This window comes from Kitasatospora sp. RG8 (genome assembly GCF_017813315.1).
GTDB lineage: Bacteria > Actinomycetota > Actinomycetes > Streptomycetales > Streptomycetaceae > Kitasatospora.
Genome location: NZ_JAGIYX010000021.1, coordinates 108727 through 127896 on the forward strand (window position 1 = coordinate 108727; position 19170 = coordinate 127896).

The 19170-nt window shown below is 73.4% G+C and carries 15 protein-coding genes and 1 pseudogene; 9 read left to right on the forward strand and 7 right to left on the reverse strand.

Going from position 1 to position 19170, the window contains the following annotated elements; genetic code table 11:
- Positions 1 to 3: 3 nt before the first annotated feature.
- Complete coding sequence (locus tag J5Y04_RS27335) at positions 4 to 1452, reverse strand: MFS transporter (protein WP_209415069.1); 1449 nt, start codon at positions 1450 to 1452, stop codon at positions 4 to 6.
- Between the two features lie 352 nt (positions 1453 to 1804).
- On the opposite strand from J5Y04_RS27335, the gene J5Y04_RS27340 reads away from it, so the two are divergent.
- Positions 1805 to 2677, forward strand: a complete 873-nt coding sequence (locus tag J5Y04_RS27340) for a universal stress protein (protein WP_209415071.1) — start codon at positions 1805 to 1807, stop codon at positions 2675 to 2677.
- Positions 2678 to 2810: 133 nt separating this feature from the next.
- Positions 2811 to 3092: a hypothetical protein gene (locus tag J5Y04_RS27345; protein WP_209415072.1), complete on the forward strand. Its 282-nt coding sequence runs from the start codon at positions 2811 to 2813 to the stop codon at positions 3090 to 3092.
- A gap of 142 nt (positions 3093 to 3234) precedes the next feature.
- Here J5Y04_RS27345 and efeU read toward each other — a convergent pair whose 3' ends face one another.
- The 4 genes from efeU to J5Y04_RS27365 form a co-directional block, all read right to left on the reverse strand.
- Positions 3235 to 4086 (reverse strand): iron uptake transporter permease EfeU, encoded by an 852-nt coding sequence (gene efeU, locus J5Y04_RS27350; RefSeq protein ID WP_209415073.1) that lies wholly within the window; start codon positions 4084 to 4086, stop codon positions 3235 to 3237.
- A 33-nt stretch (positions 4087 to 4119) separates the two neighbouring features.
- Positions 4120 to 5487 carry an iron uptake transporter deferrochelatase/peroxidase subunit gene (gene efeB, locus J5Y04_RS27355; protein WP_209415074.1) on the reverse strand — a complete coding sequence of 456 codons (1368 nt, stop codon included), beginning with the start codon at positions 5485 to 5487 and terminating at the stop codon, positions 4120 to 4122.
- Positions 5488 to 5614: 127 nt separating this feature from the next.
- Positions 5615 to 6760, reverse strand: a complete 1146-nt coding sequence (gene efeO / locus J5Y04_RS27360; protein WP_209415075.1) for an iron uptake system protein EfeO — start codon at positions 6758 to 6760, stop codon at positions 5615 to 5617.
- 424 nt (positions 6761 to 7184) lie between these two features.
- Complete coding sequence (locus J5Y04_RS27365) at positions 7185 to 8024, reverse strand: ABC transporter ATP-binding protein (protein WP_209415076.1); 840 nt, start codon at positions 8022 to 8024, stop codon at positions 7185 to 7187.
- 376 nt (positions 8025 to 8400) lie between these two features.
- Here J5Y04_RS27365 and J5Y04_RS27370 point away from each other — a divergent pair, with 376 nt between their 5' ends.
- On the forward strand, positions 8401 to 10734 hold the full coding sequence (locus J5Y04_RS27370) for an AMP-binding protein (protein ID WP_209415077.1): 2334 nt from the start codon (positions 8401 to 8403) through the stop codon (positions 10732 to 10734).
- A 175-nt stretch (positions 10735 to 10909) separates the two neighbouring features.
- Here J5Y04_RS27370 and J5Y04_RS27375 read toward each other — a convergent pair whose 3' ends face one another.
- Together J5Y04_RS27375 and J5Y04_RS27380 are read right to left on the reverse strand one after the other, a co-directional pair.
- Complete coding sequence (locus J5Y04_RS27375) at positions 10910 to 12298, reverse strand: hypothetical protein (RefSeq protein ID WP_209415078.1); 1389 nt, start codon at positions 12296 to 12298, stop codon at positions 10910 to 10912.
- Between the two features lie 44 nt (positions 12299 to 12342).
- The gene (locus J5Y04_RS27380; protein ID WP_245205510.1) at positions 12343 to 12870 is read right to left on the reverse strand and encodes a GNAT family N-acetyltransferase; all 528 of its coding nucleotides are present in this window, start codon (positions 12868 to 12870) and stop codon (positions 12343 to 12345) included.
- Positions 12871 to 13041: 171 nt separating this feature from the next.
- Between J5Y04_RS27380 and J5Y04_RS27385 the strand changes: the two genes are divergently transcribed.
- The 6 genes and pseudogenes from J5Y04_RS27385 to J5Y04_RS27405 all read left to right on the forward strand — a co-directional run bounded on the left by J5Y04_RS27385 (position 13042) and on the right by J5Y04_RS27405 (position 19120).
- Positions 13042 to 14637: a M4 family metallopeptidase gene (locus J5Y04_RS27385; RefSeq protein WP_209415079.1), complete on the forward strand. Its 1596-nt coding sequence runs from the start codon at positions 13042 to 13044 to the stop codon at positions 14635 to 14637.
- A gap of 441 nt (positions 14638 to 15078) precedes the next feature.
- Entirely contained in the window at positions 15079 to 15276 is a 198-nt protein-coding gene (locus J5Y04_RS42195) for a hypothetical protein (protein WP_245205513.1), read from the forward strand.
- A gap of 26 nt (positions 15277 to 15302) precedes the next feature.
- Complete coding sequence (locus J5Y04_RS44020) at positions 15303 to 15488, forward strand: hypothetical protein (RefSeq protein ID WP_374106116.1); 186 nt, start codon at positions 15303 to 15305, stop codon at positions 15486 to 15488.
- Between the two features lie 121 nt (positions 15489 to 15609).
- Positions 15610 to 16173, forward strand: a pseudogene (locus J5Y04_RS27395) (GNAT family N-acetyltransferase).
- A gap of 155 nt (positions 16174 to 16328) precedes the next feature.
- The gene (locus J5Y04_RS27400) at positions 16329 to 16937 is read left to right on the forward strand and encodes a TetR/AcrR family transcriptional regulator (RefSeq protein ID WP_209415081.1); all 609 of its coding nucleotides are present in this window, start codon (positions 16329 to 16331) and stop codon (positions 16935 to 16937) included.
- 818 nt (positions 16938 to 17755) lie between these two features.
- Positions 17756 to 19120, forward strand: a complete 1365-nt coding sequence (locus J5Y04_RS27405) for an FAD-dependent oxidoreductase (RefSeq protein WP_209415082.1) — start codon at positions 17756 to 17758, stop codon at positions 19118 to 19120.
- Positions 19121 to 19170: the final 50 nt, after the last annotated feature.

The following is a 19170-nucleotide window of genomic DNA, read 5'->3' on the forward strand; positions in this document are numbered from 1 at the left end:
CGGTCACCCCGGCCCGCGCGCGGCGGCCCCGCGCCCGCTTCCCGGCCCGGGCCCTGCCGCGTCCCCCGCCCCCGGCGCCGGGGAGCGCGGCAGCAGGGCCGCCGACGCGAGGCCCACCACGGCCGCTCCCGCCAGCACGGCCATCGCGGCGGCGTAGGCGTGGCTGGAGAGCCCGGCGACCAGGATCGTCCCGGCGACCGCCGTGCCGAAGGACGAACCGAGGTTGGAGATGCTGCGGGACAGCCCGGAGATCTCCCCCTGCCGTTCCTCGGGGAACGCGGACTGCACGACGTTGACCGACGGGGTGAGCATGACCCCGAGGCCGAGGCCGATCAGCAGCAGTCCGGGGGCGAAGGCCCACGCGCCCGGGGTGCCGGCGACCAGGGCGATCAGCACGCCGACGCCGACGACGGCCAGGACGAAGCCCGCCATGATGAGGGTCCGCTGCGGGAACCGCCGCGCGAGGCGTTCCGCGGCCAGCGAGGAGACGAGCAGGCCGAGCGTGGCCGCCGTGAAGATCACACCGGTCTGGACGGCGTCGTAGCCGCGAACCACCTGGAGGTACGTCGCCACGGTGAACGACGTCCCCATGAGCACCAGCCACTGGGCGTTCTGGGTGACCAGGCCGAGGTTGGAGACCCGGCTGCGGAACAGGCTGGTGGAGAGCAGCGGCTCCCGCCCGGCCCGCTCCTCCGCACGGATCCGGTGCACGAACCAGGCCAGCACCAGCGCGCCGCCGACGACCAGGCCGGCCGTCAGCCAGAGGTTGTTGTCGGCGGCGAGGATGCCCGTGACGACCAGCACCAGGCCGACCGCCGACAGCACCGCTCCGCCGAGGTCGAACGACCGGGCGGGATCGGGCGGCAGCGGGTCCACGAGCGAGCGGCTGAGCAGGACGATCACCGCGATTACCAGGGCCTGGAAGACGAACGCCGCCCGCCAGCTGAGCACCGAGGTGATCAGCCCGCCGATCAACGGCCCCGCCGCGGCGCCGACCCCGCCCAGGGCCATGATGGTCCCGAACGCCCGTGCCCGGGCCGTCAGGTCCTCGAAGAGCAGCGTGGTGAGGATGTAGACCGGCGGGATCAGCAGCGCCGTGCCGACGCCCTCGAAGATCGAGTTGCCCAGGATCAGCACCCCGAGCCCCGGCGAGACGGCGCTCAGCACCGCACCGATCCCGTAGATCACCAGTCCGAGCATGAAGCAGCGCTTGCGCCCCCAGCGGTCGGTCAGCTTGCCGCCCGGAATCATCAGGGCGGCCATGACCAGCAGGAACACGGTGATCGCCACCTGCACGCCCTGAACGGTGGTGTCCAGGTCCTGGCTGATGTCGTTGATCATCACGTTCATGTTCGAGCCCGCGAAGCTGCAGATGAACTGTGCCAGCGCGAGCGGCGCGAGCACCCGCCGCTGCGCTCCCGTCGGCCTGGCCGGCTGGTCCGCTGCGGTCATGACCCGCCCTTTCCGGAGGTCGCGACGGTCGTCAGGGGTCACCTGCGGTGCTGCGGGCCGGGTTGCGGGCCCGCCGTGGTGCTGCGGGACGGCCCCGGGACCGCCCCGGGGACGGGCCGCCCGACGGCTGCACCGTTCGGTGGCGTCCGTCCCCACCATGGCGGTGACGGGCGGCTCGGGCGCGTCATGCCCGCATCCGGGTGACCCGTCCGGCCCCGGCGCGACCCGGCACGACCTCGGCGCGGCCGCGGCTGCGTCCCGCTGCGGAGGTGGCCCGGCGGCCCGGCAGAGCCCCCGGACCTACACTGGGTTGGCGTACTGACGGGCCGGGCGGCCCTGTTGGGAGGACCACATGGCATCGAGCAGCCGGCGTCGCCCGATCGTGCTGGGCATCGACGCCTCGGCCCCCCACTCCCCCGCCGTCCTCTGGGCCGCGCAGGAGGCCGCGCAGCGCGGGGCGCCGCTGCGGATGGTCCACGCCTCGCTCCCCGTGGAGGTCGACCTCCGCGGGTTCGAGGAGTCCGACCGCCACAAGGCCCTGCGTCGGCAGGGCGAGGAGGCGCTCGACGAGGCGTCGGCGCTGGTCCGCGACCACCACCCCGGCCTGGAGCTGAGCGTCCGGCTGGTGGGCGAGCACCCCGCCCCGGCGCTGTGCCGGGAGTCGGAGGACGCGGAGCTCGTCGTGGTCGGCTCGCGCGGGCTGAAGCGGTGGGACGAGATGCTGAGCACCTACTCCGTGGCGGTGCCGGTGTCCGCCCGGAGCCACTGCCCGGTCGTCGTGGTCCGCGTGACGGGGGCCCCGCCGCCCGGGCCGGAACGCCGGGTCGTCGTCGGCTCCGACGGCAGCCCCGACGCCCGCCACGCCATCGGCTTCGCCGCCGACCTCGCCGCCCGCCACGGGGCGTCCCTGCACATCGTCCAGGTCTGGAAGGCGCCGCTGCTGGTACCCGTCGACGAGAAGTCCGTCCTGGCGGAGCTCGGCCGGTCCCTTCGGGAGAGCACCGGCGGCCTGTCCGCGGACTTCCCGGACGTGCCGCTCGTCCACGAGGTCCTGGTCGGGCACCCCGTCGAGACACTCTCCGCCGCCGCCGACCGGGCGCTCGCGGTCGTGGTCGGTCGCCACGGGGACGGCGGGTTCACCGGCAGACACCTCGGGTCCGTGGCCCACGGCCTGATCCACCACTCCCTCTCCCCCGTGATCACCGTCCCGCTGCCCGCCGGCTGACGACGGCCGGGGCCGGGCCCTGCCGCCGTCCCGGGGCCGGGGCCCTTTCCCGGCCGGACCGTCGGTGGTGCGTGCGAGGATGGCCCGGCCGGGCGACTCCCGGGGACCGGCAGGGGGATCGACAGGGGGATCGATGGATCGGATCAGGATCACGGGCGAGGGCCCGGACGGGCACCAGCACGTCGTGAGGGTCGTCTCGCGCCGGCACAACCAGGAACGGGTGGTCTGCGACACCTGCGGCTACAGCAGGTGGTCGGCGATCGGAGCCCGGGACAAGGCCGAGCGGCACCTCGCCGAGTCGCACGACGCGGAGTACTTCCGGCAGGAGCACGCGCCCGGGTGGTGGGTGGTGACGGCGATCGGCCTGATCGGCTTCGTCGCCTTCCTGTTCAGCCCGTACGGCTTCTTCCACTGAGCAGACACCCGAGCAGAAACCCGAACAGACACCCGAGAGGACACCCGGGACGGCACCTGCGACGGCACCGCCCCGCCGGAACGACACCGCCCCGCCGGGCGGTGGCCGGGCGGGGCGGTGGGGCGAGCGGTGGGGCGGTGCCTCAGACGGCCGACTTCGCGGAGCCGGTCTTCGGTGCGACCGGCTTGGCCGGCCGGCCGCCGAAGACGCCGAAGAAGAAGGCCAGCGTCGGGAGCAGGTACGCCGCCCAGACGGCCAGCTGGAGCACGGTCGGGTCCGGCTGGAAGTTGAACACGCCCTTCAGCAGGGTCCCGTACCAGCTGTCCTTCGGGATGGTGCTGCTGACGTCGAAGGCCAGGTCGTGCAGGCCGCCGAGCCAGCCGGCCTCCTGCAGGTCGTGCACGCCGTACGCCAGCACACCGGCGGCGACGACGACGAGCATGGCGCCGGTCCAGGTGAAGAACTTGGCCAGGTTGATCTTCAGCGCGCCGCGGTAGAAGAGCCAGCCGAGCACCACCGAGGTGAGCAGGCCCAACGCCGCACCGATGACCGGGTTGTAGCCGTCGTTGGTGGCCTGCACCGCCGACCAGATGAACAGCGCCGTCTCCAGCCCCTCGCGGCCGACGGCCAGGAAGGAGGTGACCACGAGCGCGACGGTGCCCATGGCGAGCGCCGCGTCGAGCTTGCCGTGCAACTCGGTCTTCAGGTGACGGGCGGTGCGGCGCATCCAGAACACCATCCAGGTGACCAGGCCGACCGAGAGGACCGACAGCGTGCCGCCGAGCGCCTCCTGCGCCTCGAAGGTCAGCTGCGAGGAGCCGAACTGGAGGACCGCGCCGAACGCCATGCTCAGCACGACGGCCGCCGTGATGCCGCCCCAGACCGGCGCGAGCTTGTCCTTGCGGTCGGTCTTGACCAGATAGGCGATCAGGATGCAGACGACGAGGCTGGCTTCGAGGCCCTCGCGCAGGCCGATCAGGTAGTTGCCGAACACGGCACTCTCCTCGGGGTTCGAACGGGACGGGGATCAGCCGAAGAGGGCTTGGCCCCACCACTCGCCGGGCTTGCGGACGCCCGCCGGGCAGGCGAAGTGGGCGGAGCCGACGTGCTGGATGTACTCGTTGAGCTTGTCGCTGGAGGCGAGGCGCTGCTGGAGCGGGACGAACGCCTTGCGGCTGTCGCGCTGGTAGGCGAGGAAGAAGAGGCCGGCGTCCAGGCGGCCGAGGCCGTCCGTCCCGTCGGTGAAGGAGAAACCGCGGCGCAGGATCATCAGACCGTCGTTGCTGTCCGGGTGGGCGAGGCGCACGTGCGAGTCCTCGGGCATCGCCTTGAGGTCCGGCGCGTCGTGCTCCTTCGGCTTCCCGTACGGGGCGCCCTCGCCCTTGGTGCGGCCGAAGACGTCCTCCTGCTCCTTGAGCGAGGTGCGGTCCCAGGTCTCGATGTGCATCCGGATGCGACGGGCGACCAGGTAGGAGCCGCCGGTCATCCAGTCCGGGCCCTCGCCGGGGCCGACCCAGACGTGCTCGGCGAGCTTGGCCGTGTCGGTGCCGGCGATGTTGTGGGTGCCGTCCTTGAAACCCATCATGTTGCGCGGGGTCTGCGCGTCCGGGGTGGTGGAGGAGGTCTTGCCGAAGCCCAGCTGCGACCAGCGGATGTTGACCGTGCCCATGCCGATCCGGGCCAGGTTGCGGATCGCGTGCACGGCGACCTGCGGGTCGTCCGCACAGGCCTGGATGCAGATGTCGCCGCCGCTGCGCTGCGGGTCGAGCTTGTCGCCCTTGAAGTTCGGCAGGTCGATCAGGGCCTCGGGGCGCTTGGCCTTGAGGCCGAAGCGGTCCACGCCGTCCTTCTCGAACAGGGACGGGCCGAAGCCGATGGTGAGGGTGAGCCGGCAGGCGGGCAGGCCCATCGCCTCGCCGGTGTCGTCCGGCGGAGCCTGCGGAAGGCCGCTGGCGGCGCCGCTGCCGACCTCGCGCCCGCCGGTCATCGCGGCGGCGGCCTTGGTCCACTCCTTCAGCATCTTCACCAGCGACTCGCGCGTGGCCGTGGCCGAGACGTCGAAGGCGGCGAAGTGCAGCCGGTCCTGGACCGGGGTGGAGATGCCGGACTGGTGGTCGCCGAAGAACGGGATGTCCCCGGCGGTGGCGGCGGCCGCCGGGGCCGGGTCGTCCTGCCGGGTGGCGGCGGCGACCGAGCCGACGCCGGCCGCGCCGAGGGCGACCCCGGCGCCCGCCCAGCCGATCACGGCACGGCGGCTGACCGGGCCCCGGGCGGCACCGTCCTGGCCGGCGGCGGTCGCACCGGCGGTGGCGGCAGCGGCCTCGGAGGCGGTGGGGGTGGCAGCGGCGTCGGAGGCGGCCGGAGTTCCGGTCTGCTGCTCGTTCTCGGCGTCCATCGGCGGGCGGGCCCTTCTCTGTACTGAACTCACGGATGCCGTGGCGGCCGATCGGGCCGCCACGGCGGTGTGGTGGAGGTGTGGTGCTCTGCTGGGCCGGCCCCGGTCGGGGCCGGCCGGGCGGGTACTACTTGACGACCACCGCGGCACCCAGCTTCGACAGCGGCTCACCCAGCGAGTTCACCGCGTCGGAGAAGGTCTTGCGCTCGGCCTCGGCCACCTTGTCGTACGAGGTGAAGGTGCCGTCGGCCTGCTTGTACTTGGCGAGCAGCGCCTGGATCGCGGCGAACTCCGAGTCCAGGGTCTTGGCCAGCTCGGCGTCCTTCTCCGAGGCGACCGGCTTCAGCAGCTCGTAGGCCTTCTGCGCGCCCTCGACGTTGGCCTGGAAGTCGGCGAGGTCCGTGTGGCTGTAACGGTCCTCCTCGCCGGTGATCTTGTTGGTGGCGACCTCGTCCAGCAGTTCCTTGGCACCGTTGGCCATGCTGGTCGCGGTGATCTCCGCCTCGGGGATCTTCTTCTGCCAGTCCTTCAGGTCGGCGACCAGCTGGTCGGCGAGCTTCTTGTCGGCATCGTCGATCTTGTTCTCGGCCCAGAGCGACTTCTCCAGCTTGTGCCAGCCGGTCCACTCCTGACCGGCCTCCAGCTTGTCCTCGCGGGTGTCGGTCTTCGGGTCGACGTCACCGAAGCTCTCGGCGACCGGCTCGGTGCGCTCCCAGCCGGCGCGCGACGGAGCGTACAGCGGCTTGGCCTTCTCCACGTCGCCGGCCTTGATCGCGGCGGCGAAGGCCTCGACGGCCGGGATGGTGGCGTCGGCCTGCTCCTGCGCGTACTTGCGGTAGGCGTCGACGGCGGCGGTCAGGCGCGGGTCGGCCGGGGCGGCCTGGGCGGAGGCGTCACCGGTGACGGTGATCTTCTGGCGGATGCCGTCGCCGACCATGCCGGGCTTGCAGGCGACCTCGTACGAGCCGGCCTTGATCTCGGCGTTGATTGTGGCCTTGGTGCCGGGGCCGATGTTCTCGCGCTCGGTGATGATCTTGTCACCGTCGCCGTAGACGTAGACCTCGGTGGTCTTCGAGCCCTTGTTGGCGATGTCGATCACGACGTGGCCGGCCGGGAAGCTGGTCCTGGAGACCTCGCAGGCCGTGTCGGTGGCGTTCACCTTCACGGCGTCGGCGGACGCCTTGTCGTCCTTCTTCTGCGAGCAACCGGCCAGAGCGGCGGTTGCCACAGCGAGGGTGAGCAGCGTGGCTGCGGTGGAACGACGGGCGGACATGAAGGCTCCAGCGGGAGGGCAGGGTGAACCAGGGCAGGGCTGAGTGTGGATGCGGGAACCGGAGCCACCCGGAGCCCCCACCCACTTAGCTAAGGCATACCTTAGAGATATCTGTTTTTGCCGTCTACACCGCCCCCCATTCGCCGTCCTCGCAGGTGGGGACGGCCCTTGGCGGCGGCATGTCGTCAGCCCACCGACGAATTCCGGCCACCACCCGCCGAACGGCGGGGTTGACCTCGCCCGCTTCCCCTGTTCCCCCTGCTCCTGGCGTTCCTCCCGCCTCTCCCACCCCTCGCGGTTCGCGCGGTCCGCGTGGTTCGTGCGGTCCGTGCGGTCCGCGTGGTCCGCGTGGCCCGCGCGGTCCGCACCTCGTGCGGTTCGCTCTCGCACGGTTCGCACCTCGCGGCTCGCACCTCGCGCGGTGTCAGCGCTCCGGCGTACGGCGGGTGGCGGCGCGGGCGGTCCAACGGCCCTCGTGACGGGTGATCCGGATGGGGTGGCCGAAGCAGGCGCTGATCAGCTCGGTGGTCATCACCTCGTCCACCGGCCCGGCCGCGAGGCACTCGCCCTCGCGGAGCAGCAGCGCGTGGGTGGTGCTCTCCGGCAGCTCCTCCAGGTGGTGCGTCACCAGCACGCTGGCCAGCTCCGGATGCTGGTGGCGCAGCAGGTCCAGGCTGTCCAGCAGCAGCTCGCGGGCGGTGAGGTCGAGTCCGGTGGCGGGCTCGTCGAGCAGCAGCAGACGGGGGCTGGGCATCAGCGCGCGGGCGATCAGGGCGCGGCCGCGCTCGCCCTGGGAGAGCGTGGTCCAGGGGGACTCGGCCATCGCGGTCATGCCGAGGGTCGCGATCAGTTGCTCGGCCCGGTCGAGCTCCTCGGGGGCGGGCTTGCGGTTGAGGTCCGGCTCGATGGTGTTGCCGGTGCCGGTGAGCACGACCTCGCGGACGGTCAGCGGCGAGCGCAGCGGGTGACGCGGGTTCACGTGGCCCAGGTGGGCACGCAGTTCGCGGATGTCGACCCGGCCGAGCCGGCGGCCGAGCACGTCCACCTCGCCGCGGGTGGGATGGGAGACCGCACCGAGCAGGCCGAGCAGGGTGGACTTGCCCGCGCCGTTGGGGCCGAGCAGCGCCCAGTGCTGACCGGGCTCGATGGCCAGGGTGATCCCGCGCAGCAGGTGGCGGCCGTCGCGGACGACGTCGACGTCCCGGGTGCGCAGCAGCGGGCCGGTGGGCAGCGGGTCGGACGTACTCGTGGCGGACGTACTCATGGCGGGCGGTCCTCCGGGGGTCGGCGCCGGGCAGGGGTGCGGGTGCGGCGCCGCGCCGGGCGGGCAGGCACCGACCGTCCGCGTGCAGAGTACAACCATCGCCGCGATGGCGGCCCGTGACGTCCGAGGGGCGGACGGGCAGGGCGGGCCGGAAGTGGCCAGGGCGGGCGCGCCGGAAGTGGCCGGGACGGGCGCGCCGGAAGTGGCCGGGACGGGCGGGGCGGACGGCACGGACGGGCGGCGAGTGACCGGGACGGCGGGGGCGGACGGCCCTTGCGAGGGGGCGCGCGCGAGGCGGTCGTTCGCACGCCCCTGTCGCCGGAAGGCAGTTGGCGGCAGGATCGGAGGGAAGCACGATGCGAAGGGGGCTGACAGGATGGGGTGGGACGCGGAACCGGTGGGGCGGGCCGGGACGTTGCACGGACGGTTCGAGGAGCAGGCCCGGCACTCGCCGGGCGCGACCGCCGTCCGCTGCGGCACCCGGGAGCTGACGTACGGTGAGCTGGACGCGCGGGCGGACCGGTTGGCCCGGCACCTCGCGGCACAGGGGCTGGCCCCGGGCGGCCGGGCGGCCGTGGCACTGGGCCGGGGCACCGAGGTGTTCGTCGCGCTGCTCGCGGTGCTGAAGGCGGGTGGCGCGTACGTACCGCTGGAACCGGGCGCGCCCGACCCGCTGCTGCGCCACGTGCTGGCGGACGCCGATCCGGCGCTGGTGGTGACCGAGGAGGCCCACCGGGTACGGCTGACCGACGCCAGCGGGCGGACGGTGGTCTGCGTGGACTCGGCGGCGGAGACGGTGGCGGCACTGCCCGCCGGACCGCCCGAGGCGTCCACCGGGCCGGAGGACCTCGCCTGCGTCTTCTTCACCTCCGGCTCCACCGGACTGCCCCGGGGCGCGCTGATCGAACACCGCAACCTGCTGGCCGCCCACCAGGGCTGGCACGAGGTGTACGGGCTCTCCCCCGCCGACCGGATCCTGCAGACGGCGAGCCTGGAGTTCGACGTCTTCACCGCCGACTGGGTCCGCGCGCTGTGCACCGGCGCCACCCTGGTGGTCGCGCCGCGCAACCTCACCCTGGACCGCACCGCCGACATCGCCGACCTCCCGGCGCTGGTGGCCGCCGAGCGGATCACCGTCCTGGAGCTGAACGTCCGCACCGCGCGCCGCCTGCGCGACCACCTGGCGGCCACCGGCGGCTCGCTGCCGGGTGTACGGCTGCTGACCGTGGGCGCGGAGAAGTGGTACCTGGACGAGCAGCTGAGCCTCCAGCAGCTGCTCGGCAGAGCCGGCGGCGGGCGTGTTGCGGGTGGCGCCGGCGGCAGGGGCGTCGAGGGTGGTACGGGCGGCGGGGGCGGCACCGCGGGCCTGGTCAAGCACGGCCCGGAGGACGGGGCCGCGGACGGCCCGGAGGACGGGGCCGGGAGTGCCACGGTGGACGGGGCCGGGGGCGCCACGGTGGACGGGCCCGGGGGCGGTGGCACGCGGGTGCTCAACGTGTACGGGCTCGCCGAGGCGTCCGTGGACAGCACCTGGTTCGACGCCGCCGGCTCCGCGGGCGGCGAACTCAGCGAACGCGTCTCGCTGGTCGGCACGCCCTTCCCCGGCACCCGCGTCTACGTGCTCGGCCCGGACGGCACCCCGCTGCCGCACGGGGAGGTCGGCGAGATCGCCGTCGCTGGCCCGGGCCTGGGCCGCGGCTACCTGAACCGCCCCGAGGAGACGGCCCGGCGCTTCGTCCGGGCGGTCTTCGACCCCGACGGCCGCGTCCTGCTCACCGGAGACCTCGGGCGGGTCCGCGAGGACGACGTCCTGGAGTTCACCGCCCGGGCCGAGGGCGTGGTCGGACCCACCGACTCCGTGCAGGCCGCCGACGTGGTCGAGCGGGTCACCAGGGCCGCCCACGCCGAGGGCGTGCTGCGCGCTCACCCGGCGGTGCGGGAGGCCGCCGTCGCCGAGGTCGAGCCGGAGCCGGGGCGGCGCGTCCTGGTCGGTTACGCGGTGGCGGCGCCGAACGCCGACGAGGTCGACGCCTGGTCGCTCTCCGCCCACCTGTCCGAGCGGCTGCCGGCCGGGGCCGCGCCGGCCGCCGTGGTGCCGCTGCCCACGCTCCCCCGCACCCGGGCCGGCAAGCCGGACCGCGCCGCCCTGCCGCTGCCGGCCCCGCGCGACTACTTCGCGTCCAACGGGCCAGGGGCCCCGAGGGGCGGTAAGGGCGGCAGGGGTGGAAAGGGTGGCGGGGGCGGCGGCAAGGCGGGGGGTCGGCGGCCGGGCGACGACCGGGCGGCCAAGCTCGGCTGCGGCTGGATCGCGCTCGCCCTGCCCTTCGCCTTCGTCGCCTGGCTGCTCACCGACACCCTCTGGCCGGGATCCACCGACGTCTCGGCGGTGCCTGACCCCTATTCCGGCTGGTTCCGCATCCTGTACGTCTTCGAGTACCTCTCCTTCGGCCTGGGCGTGGCCTTCCTCATGGCCGGCCCCGCGGTCATCGCCAGGTTCAACCGGCCGGTCGGGCTCTCCATCGCCACGGCGGTGTCGGTCTTCTGGCTGCTCGCCGCCTGGTGGCCCCAGGACAACCTCTACCGGACCAGCTCGCCGACGGACTGGCCCCGGCAGGCGGTCCTGGTCTACGCGTTCAACATCGCACTGATGATCGCCGCCGCGATCGTGGTGCGCTTCCTGGCCTGGAGGTCGCCGGCCGAGCGGAGGTGACAGCCCGCCGGGCGGAGGTGACGGCCCGCCGGGCGGAGGTGATGGTCCGCGGGGCGGAGGTGCTGGTCCGCGGGGCGTCAGGAGGCGAGGCGGCGAGAGGGCCCGCGGCGCGGCGAGCCGGCGAGAGGGCCCGCGGCGACGCAAGCCGACGGGCCCGCGGCGAGGCGCCGCGGGCTCAGCGCAGGGCCTCGAACATCCGGCCCAGCGCCTGGTTGGCCGCCCCGACCAGAGCCTCGGCCGCGTCCAACGCCTCGACCGCACCGGGCGCCCCGGCGTTCGGTGCGTCACCGCGCGCGGCGAGCGCCAGGCCGACGGCCGGTTCCGGGTCGTATCCGGCCGTCACCACCAGCGGCAGCAGGGTGACGCCGAGCGCGGCGCAGCGCGGGCGCAGCCGGTCCAGGTGGTCGTGGAGCGCCTGCTGGGAGAGCCGGGCGCCGAGCGGCATCGCGTCCAGGGTGCGGACCACGTGCCCCGGACCGCGGACCTGGTCCAGCCGAGCCTGCAGCACGAAGGCGATCGCGGGGCCGGTCAGCCGCAGGTTGGTCTCGGTGGGCGCGAGCCTCCGCTCCCGGTCGGTGACGAAGTCGACGTCGTACCAGCCGCGGTGACCCTCCGCCGCGAGGCGCTCGCCGACCGCGCGTCCGAACCTGCGGGCGGTCGCCGCCGCACCCGGCGGCACCACGCCCGGGCCGACCGTCACCCCCTGGTACCGGGTGCCGTCCACCGCCATCGCGCCGACGCCGACCGGGTGGACGGTCCCGTCCTCGCCGATCACCGCGTCGAAGGTGAGGTCGCGCAGACGGTCCGCCCGGCCGCCGTCGATGTACTCCTCCAGTAGCAGCCCTCCGCCGGGCGGCAGCACCTCCTCCCGGGCCAGGCGGCGCAGCAGGGCCCGCGCGCCGCCGGCCGCGAACAGCTGCTGCGGGGTCACCACGACGGTGCCGTAACCGCCGACGCCGTGCGGGCTCTTGACCACCGTGGTCTGGCCACGGCCCGCCCGGGCGGTGAGTCGGCGAGCGGTCCGGCGGGGCGAGTCCGGCTGCTCCTGCCGTGGCACGACGATCCCCGGGTGGTCCGGGGCCAGCCCGGCGAAGAGCCGGTGCGAGGCCGCCTTGGACTCGTACCGCCGCACCGCCGCGATTTCGGGCCCCTCCCCCTCGGGCCCCTCCCCCTCGGGCCCCTCCCCCTGCGCGGGCGTCCGTCCCCAGGCCAGCACCGGTTCGGGGCCTCCGGCGATCCGCGCCGCCAGCGCCGGACGGGCGGCCAGCGCCCGGGCGAGCGTCTCCCCCGGCGCGACCCCGCTGTACAGCTCCACCGGCCCCCAGTCCAACTCCCTTGCCAGCCAGTCGATCCAGTCCCGCTCGACCTCGCCGGGCAGCACCACCAGCGCCGGCTCGGGGCTGTAGCAGGTGGCCATGCCCGCGTAGTGGTGCGCCTGCCGCAACCGTCGTGCCCGCTGCGCGTCGTCCATCCCCGCCGCGAAGAACTGCTCGTTGAAGTCGGCCACGTTGCCCAGGTGCACGGCCCGCCGCCCACCCGTCCAGGCCCCCACCCATCCGTCCATCCGGCGAGCCTACGGTTTCGCGGCCCCGGGGTCGGCCGGGTCCGTCACATTCGGAGCCGGAGGAGGCCGGCGTCGGTGCTTCGGAAGCCGCAGGCGTCCAGGTAGAAGGCGCGCAGGTGGGGCTCGAAGTCGACGTGCAGCCATTCGCAGCCGGCCGCGCGGGCGCCGTCGGCGGCGGCGGCAACCAGGCCGGTGCCGACCCCGGTGTGGCGGGCGGCGGTGGCGACGACGGTGTCGAGCAGGAAGGCATGGGCGCCGCCGTCCCAGGCGACGTTGACGAAACCGGTCAGCGGAGCGGCGGCCGGCGGAGTGCCGGTTGACGCGGTGCCGGTCAGCGCGGTGCCGGTCAGCGCGGTGCCAGTCGGCGGAGCGACGGTCGTCCGGCCATCGGTCAGGGAAGTGGCCGTCAGCGGGTCGGCGGCCAACGGGCGGGCGCAGACCCAGCCGAGGCTGTGCCGCTCCACCCGGGCGCGCCAGCCGACCGACCGGCGGGGGTGACCGAAGCCTTCGGCGTGCAGGGCGTCGAGTTCGTCGTCGGTGAAGACGTCGCGCCAGGTGTAGCGGGTCGTCATGGAGCTGCTCCCAGAAAGGTGTTCGCATTCGATCAAATTTGATCAGTACAGGACACAACTTGGTCAAGATCTGACTCAATGTCTAGCCGAGGTTGGCAGCGCACCGTCAATCTCAGAGCTCGCGGCCGCGTCCGCAGCTCCTTCCCTGCAGCTACCCCGACTGGAGTCAGAGTGAGCCCCACCTCCTCTCACCGCCGCCGCCACCTCGCGGCCGGAGCCATAGCGGCCACCGCCGCCCTCGTCGCCGCCACCTTCCAGGCCGGTACGGCGTCCGCCGCCCCCGCCGGCCGTGACGCGGCGATCGCCCAGGCCAGGGCCAACGTCGCCCACAACGCCGGGGTCTTCGGCTTCGGTGACGGCCAGGACCTCCAGGTCAAGGACGTCATCATCGACGCCGACGGCACCCAGCACGTCCGCTTCGACCGCACCTACCGCGGACTGCCCGTCGTCGGCGGCGACCTGGTGGTCCACCAGGACGCGCGCGGCCGGCTCAAGGACTCCTCCCGCGCGGCGGCCCACGACGCCACCGTGAAGTCCACCGTCCCGAAGGTCCCGGCGCAGGCGAGCGCGAGCCAGGCGCTCCAGGCCGCGCCGACCATCGATGCCGCCACCAGCTCGCCCGAGCTGGTCGTCTGGGCCGCCGACGGCACGCCCCGGCTCGCCTGGAAGACCACCGTCGCCGGCGTCGGCGAGCACGGCCAGCCGGCCGGCAAGGTCGTCGTCACCGACGCCACCACCGGAGAGCAGATCGAGTCCTACGACTCCGAGCACCAGGCCAGCGGTACCGGCCACTCCGAGTACACCGGTGACATCACCATCGACACCACCCCGCAGAACGGCGGCTACGCGCTGATCGACCCGCTGCGCGGAACCATCACCAAGGACGCCCACAACGTCTCGTCCAACTCGCTCAACGCGAGCTCCGGGACGCTCTTCACCGACGCGGACAACGTGTGGGGTGACGGCAAGAAGTTCTCCGGCGACCGCGCCACCGCCGCCGTCGACGCCCACGCCAACACCGCCTGGACGTACGACTACTACAAGAACACCTTCGGCCGTAACGGCATCAAGAACGACGGCAAGGGCGCCACCGTCTTCGTCCACGTCGGCACCAACTGGGACAACGCCCAGTGGTCCGACAGCTGCTTCTGCATGATGACCGGCGACGGCGACGGCACCACCGACCCGGAGCAGGTCGACCTCGACACCATGGGCCACGAGATGACCCACGGCGTCACCAGCGCCACCGCCAACCTGCGCTACAGCGGCGAGTCCGGCGGCCTCAACGAGTCCACCAGCGACATCTTCGGGACGATGGTGGAGTGGTACGCCAACAACTCGGTGGACACCCCCGACTACCTGTTCAGCGACCAGTCCACCCCGCCGTGGCTGCGCCGGATGGACAAGCCCTCCCTGGACGGCCGGTCCGCCGACTGCTGGAGCCGCAAGGTCGGCCAGCTCGACGTGCACAACTCCTCGGGCGTCGGCAACCACTGGTTCTACCTGGCCAGTGAGGGCAGCGGCACCAAGACCGTCAACGGCTTCACCTACAACAGCCCCACCTGCAACGGCTCGACGGTGACCGGCATCGGCAACCAGAAGGTCGCCAAGATCTGGTACCGCGCGCTGACCGTCTACATGACGTCCACCACGGACTACAAGGGCGCGCGCGTCGCGTCCCTGAACGCCGCGAAGGACCTCTACGGTCTCAACAGCACCGAGTACAAGGCGGTCGCGGCCGCGTGGAGCGCCGTCTCCGTCGCCTGATCCGTCCCGCCCACGTGACCCTGCAGACGTGACCCTGCGCGGGTGATGCTTCGCGGGTAATGGTTCGCGGGTAGTGCCTCGTTCGTCATCCTGCTCGCGTCATCCTGGTCGCGTGACCTTCACGACTGTGGGCCCGCTATTTGCGGCGGGCCCACAGCCATGTCCGGGGCCCGGTGGCGGGCGAGGGTCGCGGGGCTCGGGACCTCGGGGCTCGGGGCTCGGGGCTCGGGGCCTCGGGGCTCGGGGCTCGGGGCCTCGGGGCCTCGGGCGAGGGGAGGCGGGCGCACCAACCGGCCGCCGTACGGGAAGCCGCTGCCCGCGTCCTGCCGGGCCGTTCGCCGACGACGACACGGGCCGCTCCACGATCGGCGTCCTCGGCCGGGCCGGGGCGTTCCTGCTGGGCCGGCGGGCGGACGAGCTCTCGCGAACCACTGGCCGAAGGTGACCGACCCGGCCGACCCCACCGCAACCCGGCTCACCACCCTGCCCAAGTACGTCGCCTCGAACACGCTGACCGCCCCGCACTGGGCGCTCACCCAGGTGCCGGCCGGCGACACCCCGGGCGAGGTCGCGCCCTCCGGGAGTGGCTGCCCGACACGCCCGACGGCGAGCCGCAGATCCACGGCGGTGGCGCACTGACGCGGTCGCTGACGGACCACGACCTGATCGACGAGTGCCACCTGCTCGTGTACCCGGTGGTCCTGGGCCGGGGCCAACACCTCTTCCCGGCGGGCGGGTTGCCGGCCTCGTTCGAGCTGACCGACTCCCTCACGTCGGGTGGCAGATTCGCCGTCCACACCTACCGGCCCACGGAGCGGCCCGCCTTCGGGCCCTTCGCGCCGGAGCAGTAACGGGCGGGCGTGGAACGCCCGCCGGCCCGACCCCGCCCGCCCCGTCGGCCCCGTCGGCCCCGTCGGCCGCCGTGAGAGGATCACTCGGCGGCGTGCGCCGTCCCCGACCCGGAAGGTGACCATGTTCGCGATACCCCTGGGCGAGGACGGCAGCGCACTGTGCCCGCTGTAGCCGTGGCAGGCCGAGGAGTTCCTCGCCCATGTGGACCGGGGGCGGGAGTTCATCGGGCGGTTCAACGGCCTGCCCGACGTCGTCACGGACCTGGAGTCGAGCCGCACGCTCCTCCAGGCCTACGCGGACCGGACCGCGGCCGACAGCGGGCGACTCTTCGGGATCCGGACGGCCGAGGGTCTGCTGGTCGGCGCGGTGCTGTTCCGGCGCTTCGAGACCGGCTCGGGCATCGCCGAGGCGGGCTGCTGGTTGGAGCCCGCGGCGGTGGGCCGGGGCCTGGTGACCCGGGCCGTCCGCGCGATCATCGACTGGGCCGTCGAGGAGCGCGGCATCCACCGCGTGGAGTGGTGGGTCTCGGCCGGGAACGAGCCGAGCATCGCCGTCGCCCGCCGGCTCGGGATGACGAAGGAGGCCGTCATGCGCGAGAGCTACCTGTACCGGGGCACTCGGCACGACGAAGAGGTCTGGTCGGTGCTGGCCCCGGAGTGGCGGGCGGCCAAGCAGACGTCCTGACCACCGACAGCGCAGCCCGAGCCCGGCTGCGCGGGCGCCGGAAACAGAGGGGCCGAGGGGCTGAGGGGCCGGGCGACGCTACTGCTGGGAGACAGGGCGACTGGGAGACTTCGCGGCTGTCGACAGGAATATGCAGACCGGTCTACTGTTTCCGCATGGGAGTCAAGGGTGAGGAGACCCGCGCCCGGCTGATCGCCGGAACGCGCAGTCTGATCGAGGCGCAGGGCTACTTCGGCACTGGCCTGAACCAGATCGTGGCGGAGAGCGGCGCACCACGCGGCTCGCTCTACTTCCACTTCCCCGAAGGCAAGGACCAGCTGGTCGCCGCCGCCCTCCGCCAGGCCGGCCAGGAGATCGAGGAACTCCTCAAGGCCCTGGCCCGCAAGGGCGCGGACGCCACCACGATCGTCGGACAGCTCACCGAGGCCTTCACGGCCCGTCTGGAGGACTCCGACTACACCAAGGGCTGCCCGATCGCGACCGTCGGCCTGGAAGTGGCCGGCACCAACGAGGCCCTGCGCAGCGTCTGCGCCGAGGTCTACGCGAGCTGGCAGGCCGTCCTCACCGAACGCCTGACGGCCGACGGCTTCGAACAGGACGAGGCCGAGACCGCGTCCGGCCAGGCCCTCGCCCTCCTGGAGGGCGCCGTCCTGCTCGCCCGCGTCCGCCGTGACCGGCACCCCCTCAACGACGCGCACCACGCCGTCCGGCACCTCCTCGTCACGCGCCGGGACCAGACGTCGAGCCGGTCGACCCACCACTGACGGGCAGGGCGCACTCGGAGCCGGTCGTCCCGGGAACCCCCGGCGTGCGCCGAGCCGGCCACGCTCGCGCTTTCCCGGGGTCGTCCCGCCGACACCGCTGGCCGACTCGCGCGACGCAACAGCCCAGTCGTGGGTTCCGACACCGGCTGGTGGCTACAGCCCCTGAAACAACGGCGGCTTCAGCATCAACCGCGGCGGCACCAACCGTGCCCCGACCAGCGCTCGGAGGAGCCCGTGGGAGCGGCTACGCACTGCGCGTGCCCTGCCCTGCCCGGGCCGGCGGCCGACGACCGGGCGACGCCGCGGCCGGCCATCGCGTCGGGGCGCAGGCTCAACGGTTCAAAACCGAAGTGATCGGTCGGCTCGTACCGTAGGGGCGCCGATCTCCCGCTGCCTGGCGCCGGCGTGCAGCCGGCCGAGTACGGGGGCGAGCATGCAGTCATACTCGGCCTGCACGTCGTCGGCGACGCCGACCGGGTGCCACCCGTCGAGCAGGTGCCGCGGGCCGTTCTCAGGGGAGGCGGTCCAGGGGTGCACCGCCCAGGGCCGCCACCCCGGATCGGCCGCTCCGCTCCGGACTCCGCGCTGCGTGGCGTGGCCGTGCGAACCGCCCTGAGAGCCGTGCCAGCCGCGGCGACCGTGAGAACCGCGGTGGCAGAGAGAGCCATGGTGGCAGTGAGCACCGTGGTGGCCGTGATGTTCCCGGCCGGGCCATAGGTCCGCTCTATGGGGTCATCGCTCCCTGGCCCCTACAGCGCTGCGGGTGGAGCGGGTTTGAATCAAGCACCCGCCCGTCTGCCAGAAGGAACGCACCGCCCATGACCCGCCCGATCCGTATCGCGATCGTCGGAGCCGGCCCCGCCGGCATCTACGCCGCGGACGCCCTTCTCAAGTCCGACGCAGCCCGGGAGCCCGGGGTCTCGATCGACCTGTTCGAACGGATGCCCGCCCCGTTCGGACTGATCCGCTACGGCGTGGCGCCCGACCATCCGCGGATCAAGGGCATCGTCACCGCGCTGCACCAGGTACTGGACAAGCCCCAGATCCGGCTCTTCGGCAACATCGACTACCCCGGCGACCTCGGCCTGGACGACCTGCACCGCTTCTACGACGCCACCGTCTTCGCCACCGGCGCGACGGCCGACCGCGCGCTCGACATACCGGGCGTCGGCCTGGACGGTTCGTACGGCGCCGCCGACTTCGTCTCCTGGTACGACGGGCACCCCGACGTCCCCCGCACCTGGCCGTTGGAGGCCGAGAAGGTCGCCGTGCTCGGCGCGGGCAACGTCGCCCTGGACGTCGCCCGGATCCTCGCCAAGACCGCCGACGAGCTTCTGCCCACCGAGATCCCCCCGAACGTCCACGCCGGGCTGAAGCGGAACAGGGCGCTGGAGGTCCACGTCTTCGGCCGCCGCGGGCCGGCCCAGGCCAAGTTCAGCCCGATGGAGCTGCGCGAACTCGACCACTCGCCGAACATCGAGGTGATCGTCGCCCCCGAGGACATCGAGTACGACGACGGGTCGATCGCCGAGCGGCGGGCCGCCAAGCACGTCGACATGGTCGCCTCCACGCTGGAGAACTGGGCGATCCGCGACGTCGGCGACCGCCCCCACCGGATCTACCTGCACTTCTTCGAGTCCCCGGTCGAGGTGACCGGCGAGGACGGCCGGGTGAGCGGCCTGCGCACCGAGCGCACCGAACTCGACGGCACCGGGAACGTCCGCGGCACCGGCCGCTTCACCGACTGGGACGTGCAGGCCGTCTACCGGGCGATCGGCTACTACTCCGACGAACTGCCCAAGCTGCCCTTCGACCCCGTCTCCGGCACCGTCCCCAACGAGGCCGGCCGCGTCCTGGCCGGCGACGGCTCGCACCAGGCGGCCACGTACGTCACGGGCTGGATCAAGCGCGGCCCGGTCGGCCTGATCGGCCACACCAAGGGCGACGCCAACGAGACCGTCGCCTGCCTGCTCGCCGACCACTCCGCCGGACGCCTGCCCGGAGCCATCGATCCCGACCCGGACGCCGTCGTCACCCATCTGCGCGACCGGGGCGTCCGCTACACGACGTGGGAGGGCTGGCACCGGCTCGACGCCCACGAGCGGGCCCTCGGCGAGGCGGAGGGGCGGGGGCGGGTGAAGGTCGTGGAACGCGAGGAGATGCTCCGGCGCAGCGGCGCCTGAGTGCAGCTCCCAGAACAGCACCGGTGAGAAGCCGTTGCACGTGGGCGCCG

Bases quoted from the DNA above. Each gene is read 5' to 3' on its own strand.
- J5Y04_RS27335 (WP_209415069.1), bottom strand. From the start codon at position 1,452: ATGACCGCAGCGGACCAGCCGGCCAGGCCGACGGGAGCGCAGCGGCGG.
- J5Y04_RS27340 (WP_209415071.1), top strand. From the start codon at position 1,805: ATGGCATCGAGCAGCCGGCGTCGCCCGATCGTGCTGGGCATCGACGCC.
- J5Y04_RS27345 (WP_209415072.1), top strand. From the start codon at position 2,811: ATGGATCGGATCAGGATCACGGGCGAGGGCCCGGACGGGCACCAGCAC.
- efeB (WP_209415074.1), bottom strand. From the start codon at position 5,487: ATGGACGCCGAGAACGAGCAGCAGACCGGAACTCCGGCCGCCTCCGAC.
- efeO (WP_209415075.1), bottom strand. From the start codon at position 6,760: ATGTCCGCCCGTCGTTCCACCGCAGCCACGCTGCTCACCCTCGCTGTG.
- J5Y04_RS27365 (WP_209415076.1), bottom strand. From the start codon at position 8,024: ATGAGTACGTCCGCCACGAGTACGTCCGACCCGCTGCCCACCGGCCCG.
- J5Y04_RS27370 (WP_209415077.1), top strand. From the start codon at position 8,401: ATGGGGTGGGACGCGGAACCGGTGGGGCGGGCCGGGACGTTGCACGGA.
- J5Y04_RS27375 (WP_209415078.1), bottom strand. From the start codon at position 12,298: ATGGACGGATGGGTGGGGGCCTGGACGGGTGGGCGGCGGGCCGTGCAC.
- J5Y04_RS27380 (WP_245205510.1), bottom strand. From the start codon at position 12,870: ATGACGACCCGCTACACCTGGCGCGACGTCTTCACCGACGACGAACTC.
- J5Y04_RS27400 (WP_209415081.1), top strand. From the start codon at position 16,329: ATGGGAGTCAAGGGTGAGGAGACCCGCGCCCGGCTGATCGCCGGAACG.
- J5Y04_RS27405 (WP_209415082.1), top strand. From the start codon at position 17,756: ATGACCCGCCCGATCCGTATCGCGATCGTCGGAGCCGGCCCCGCCGGC.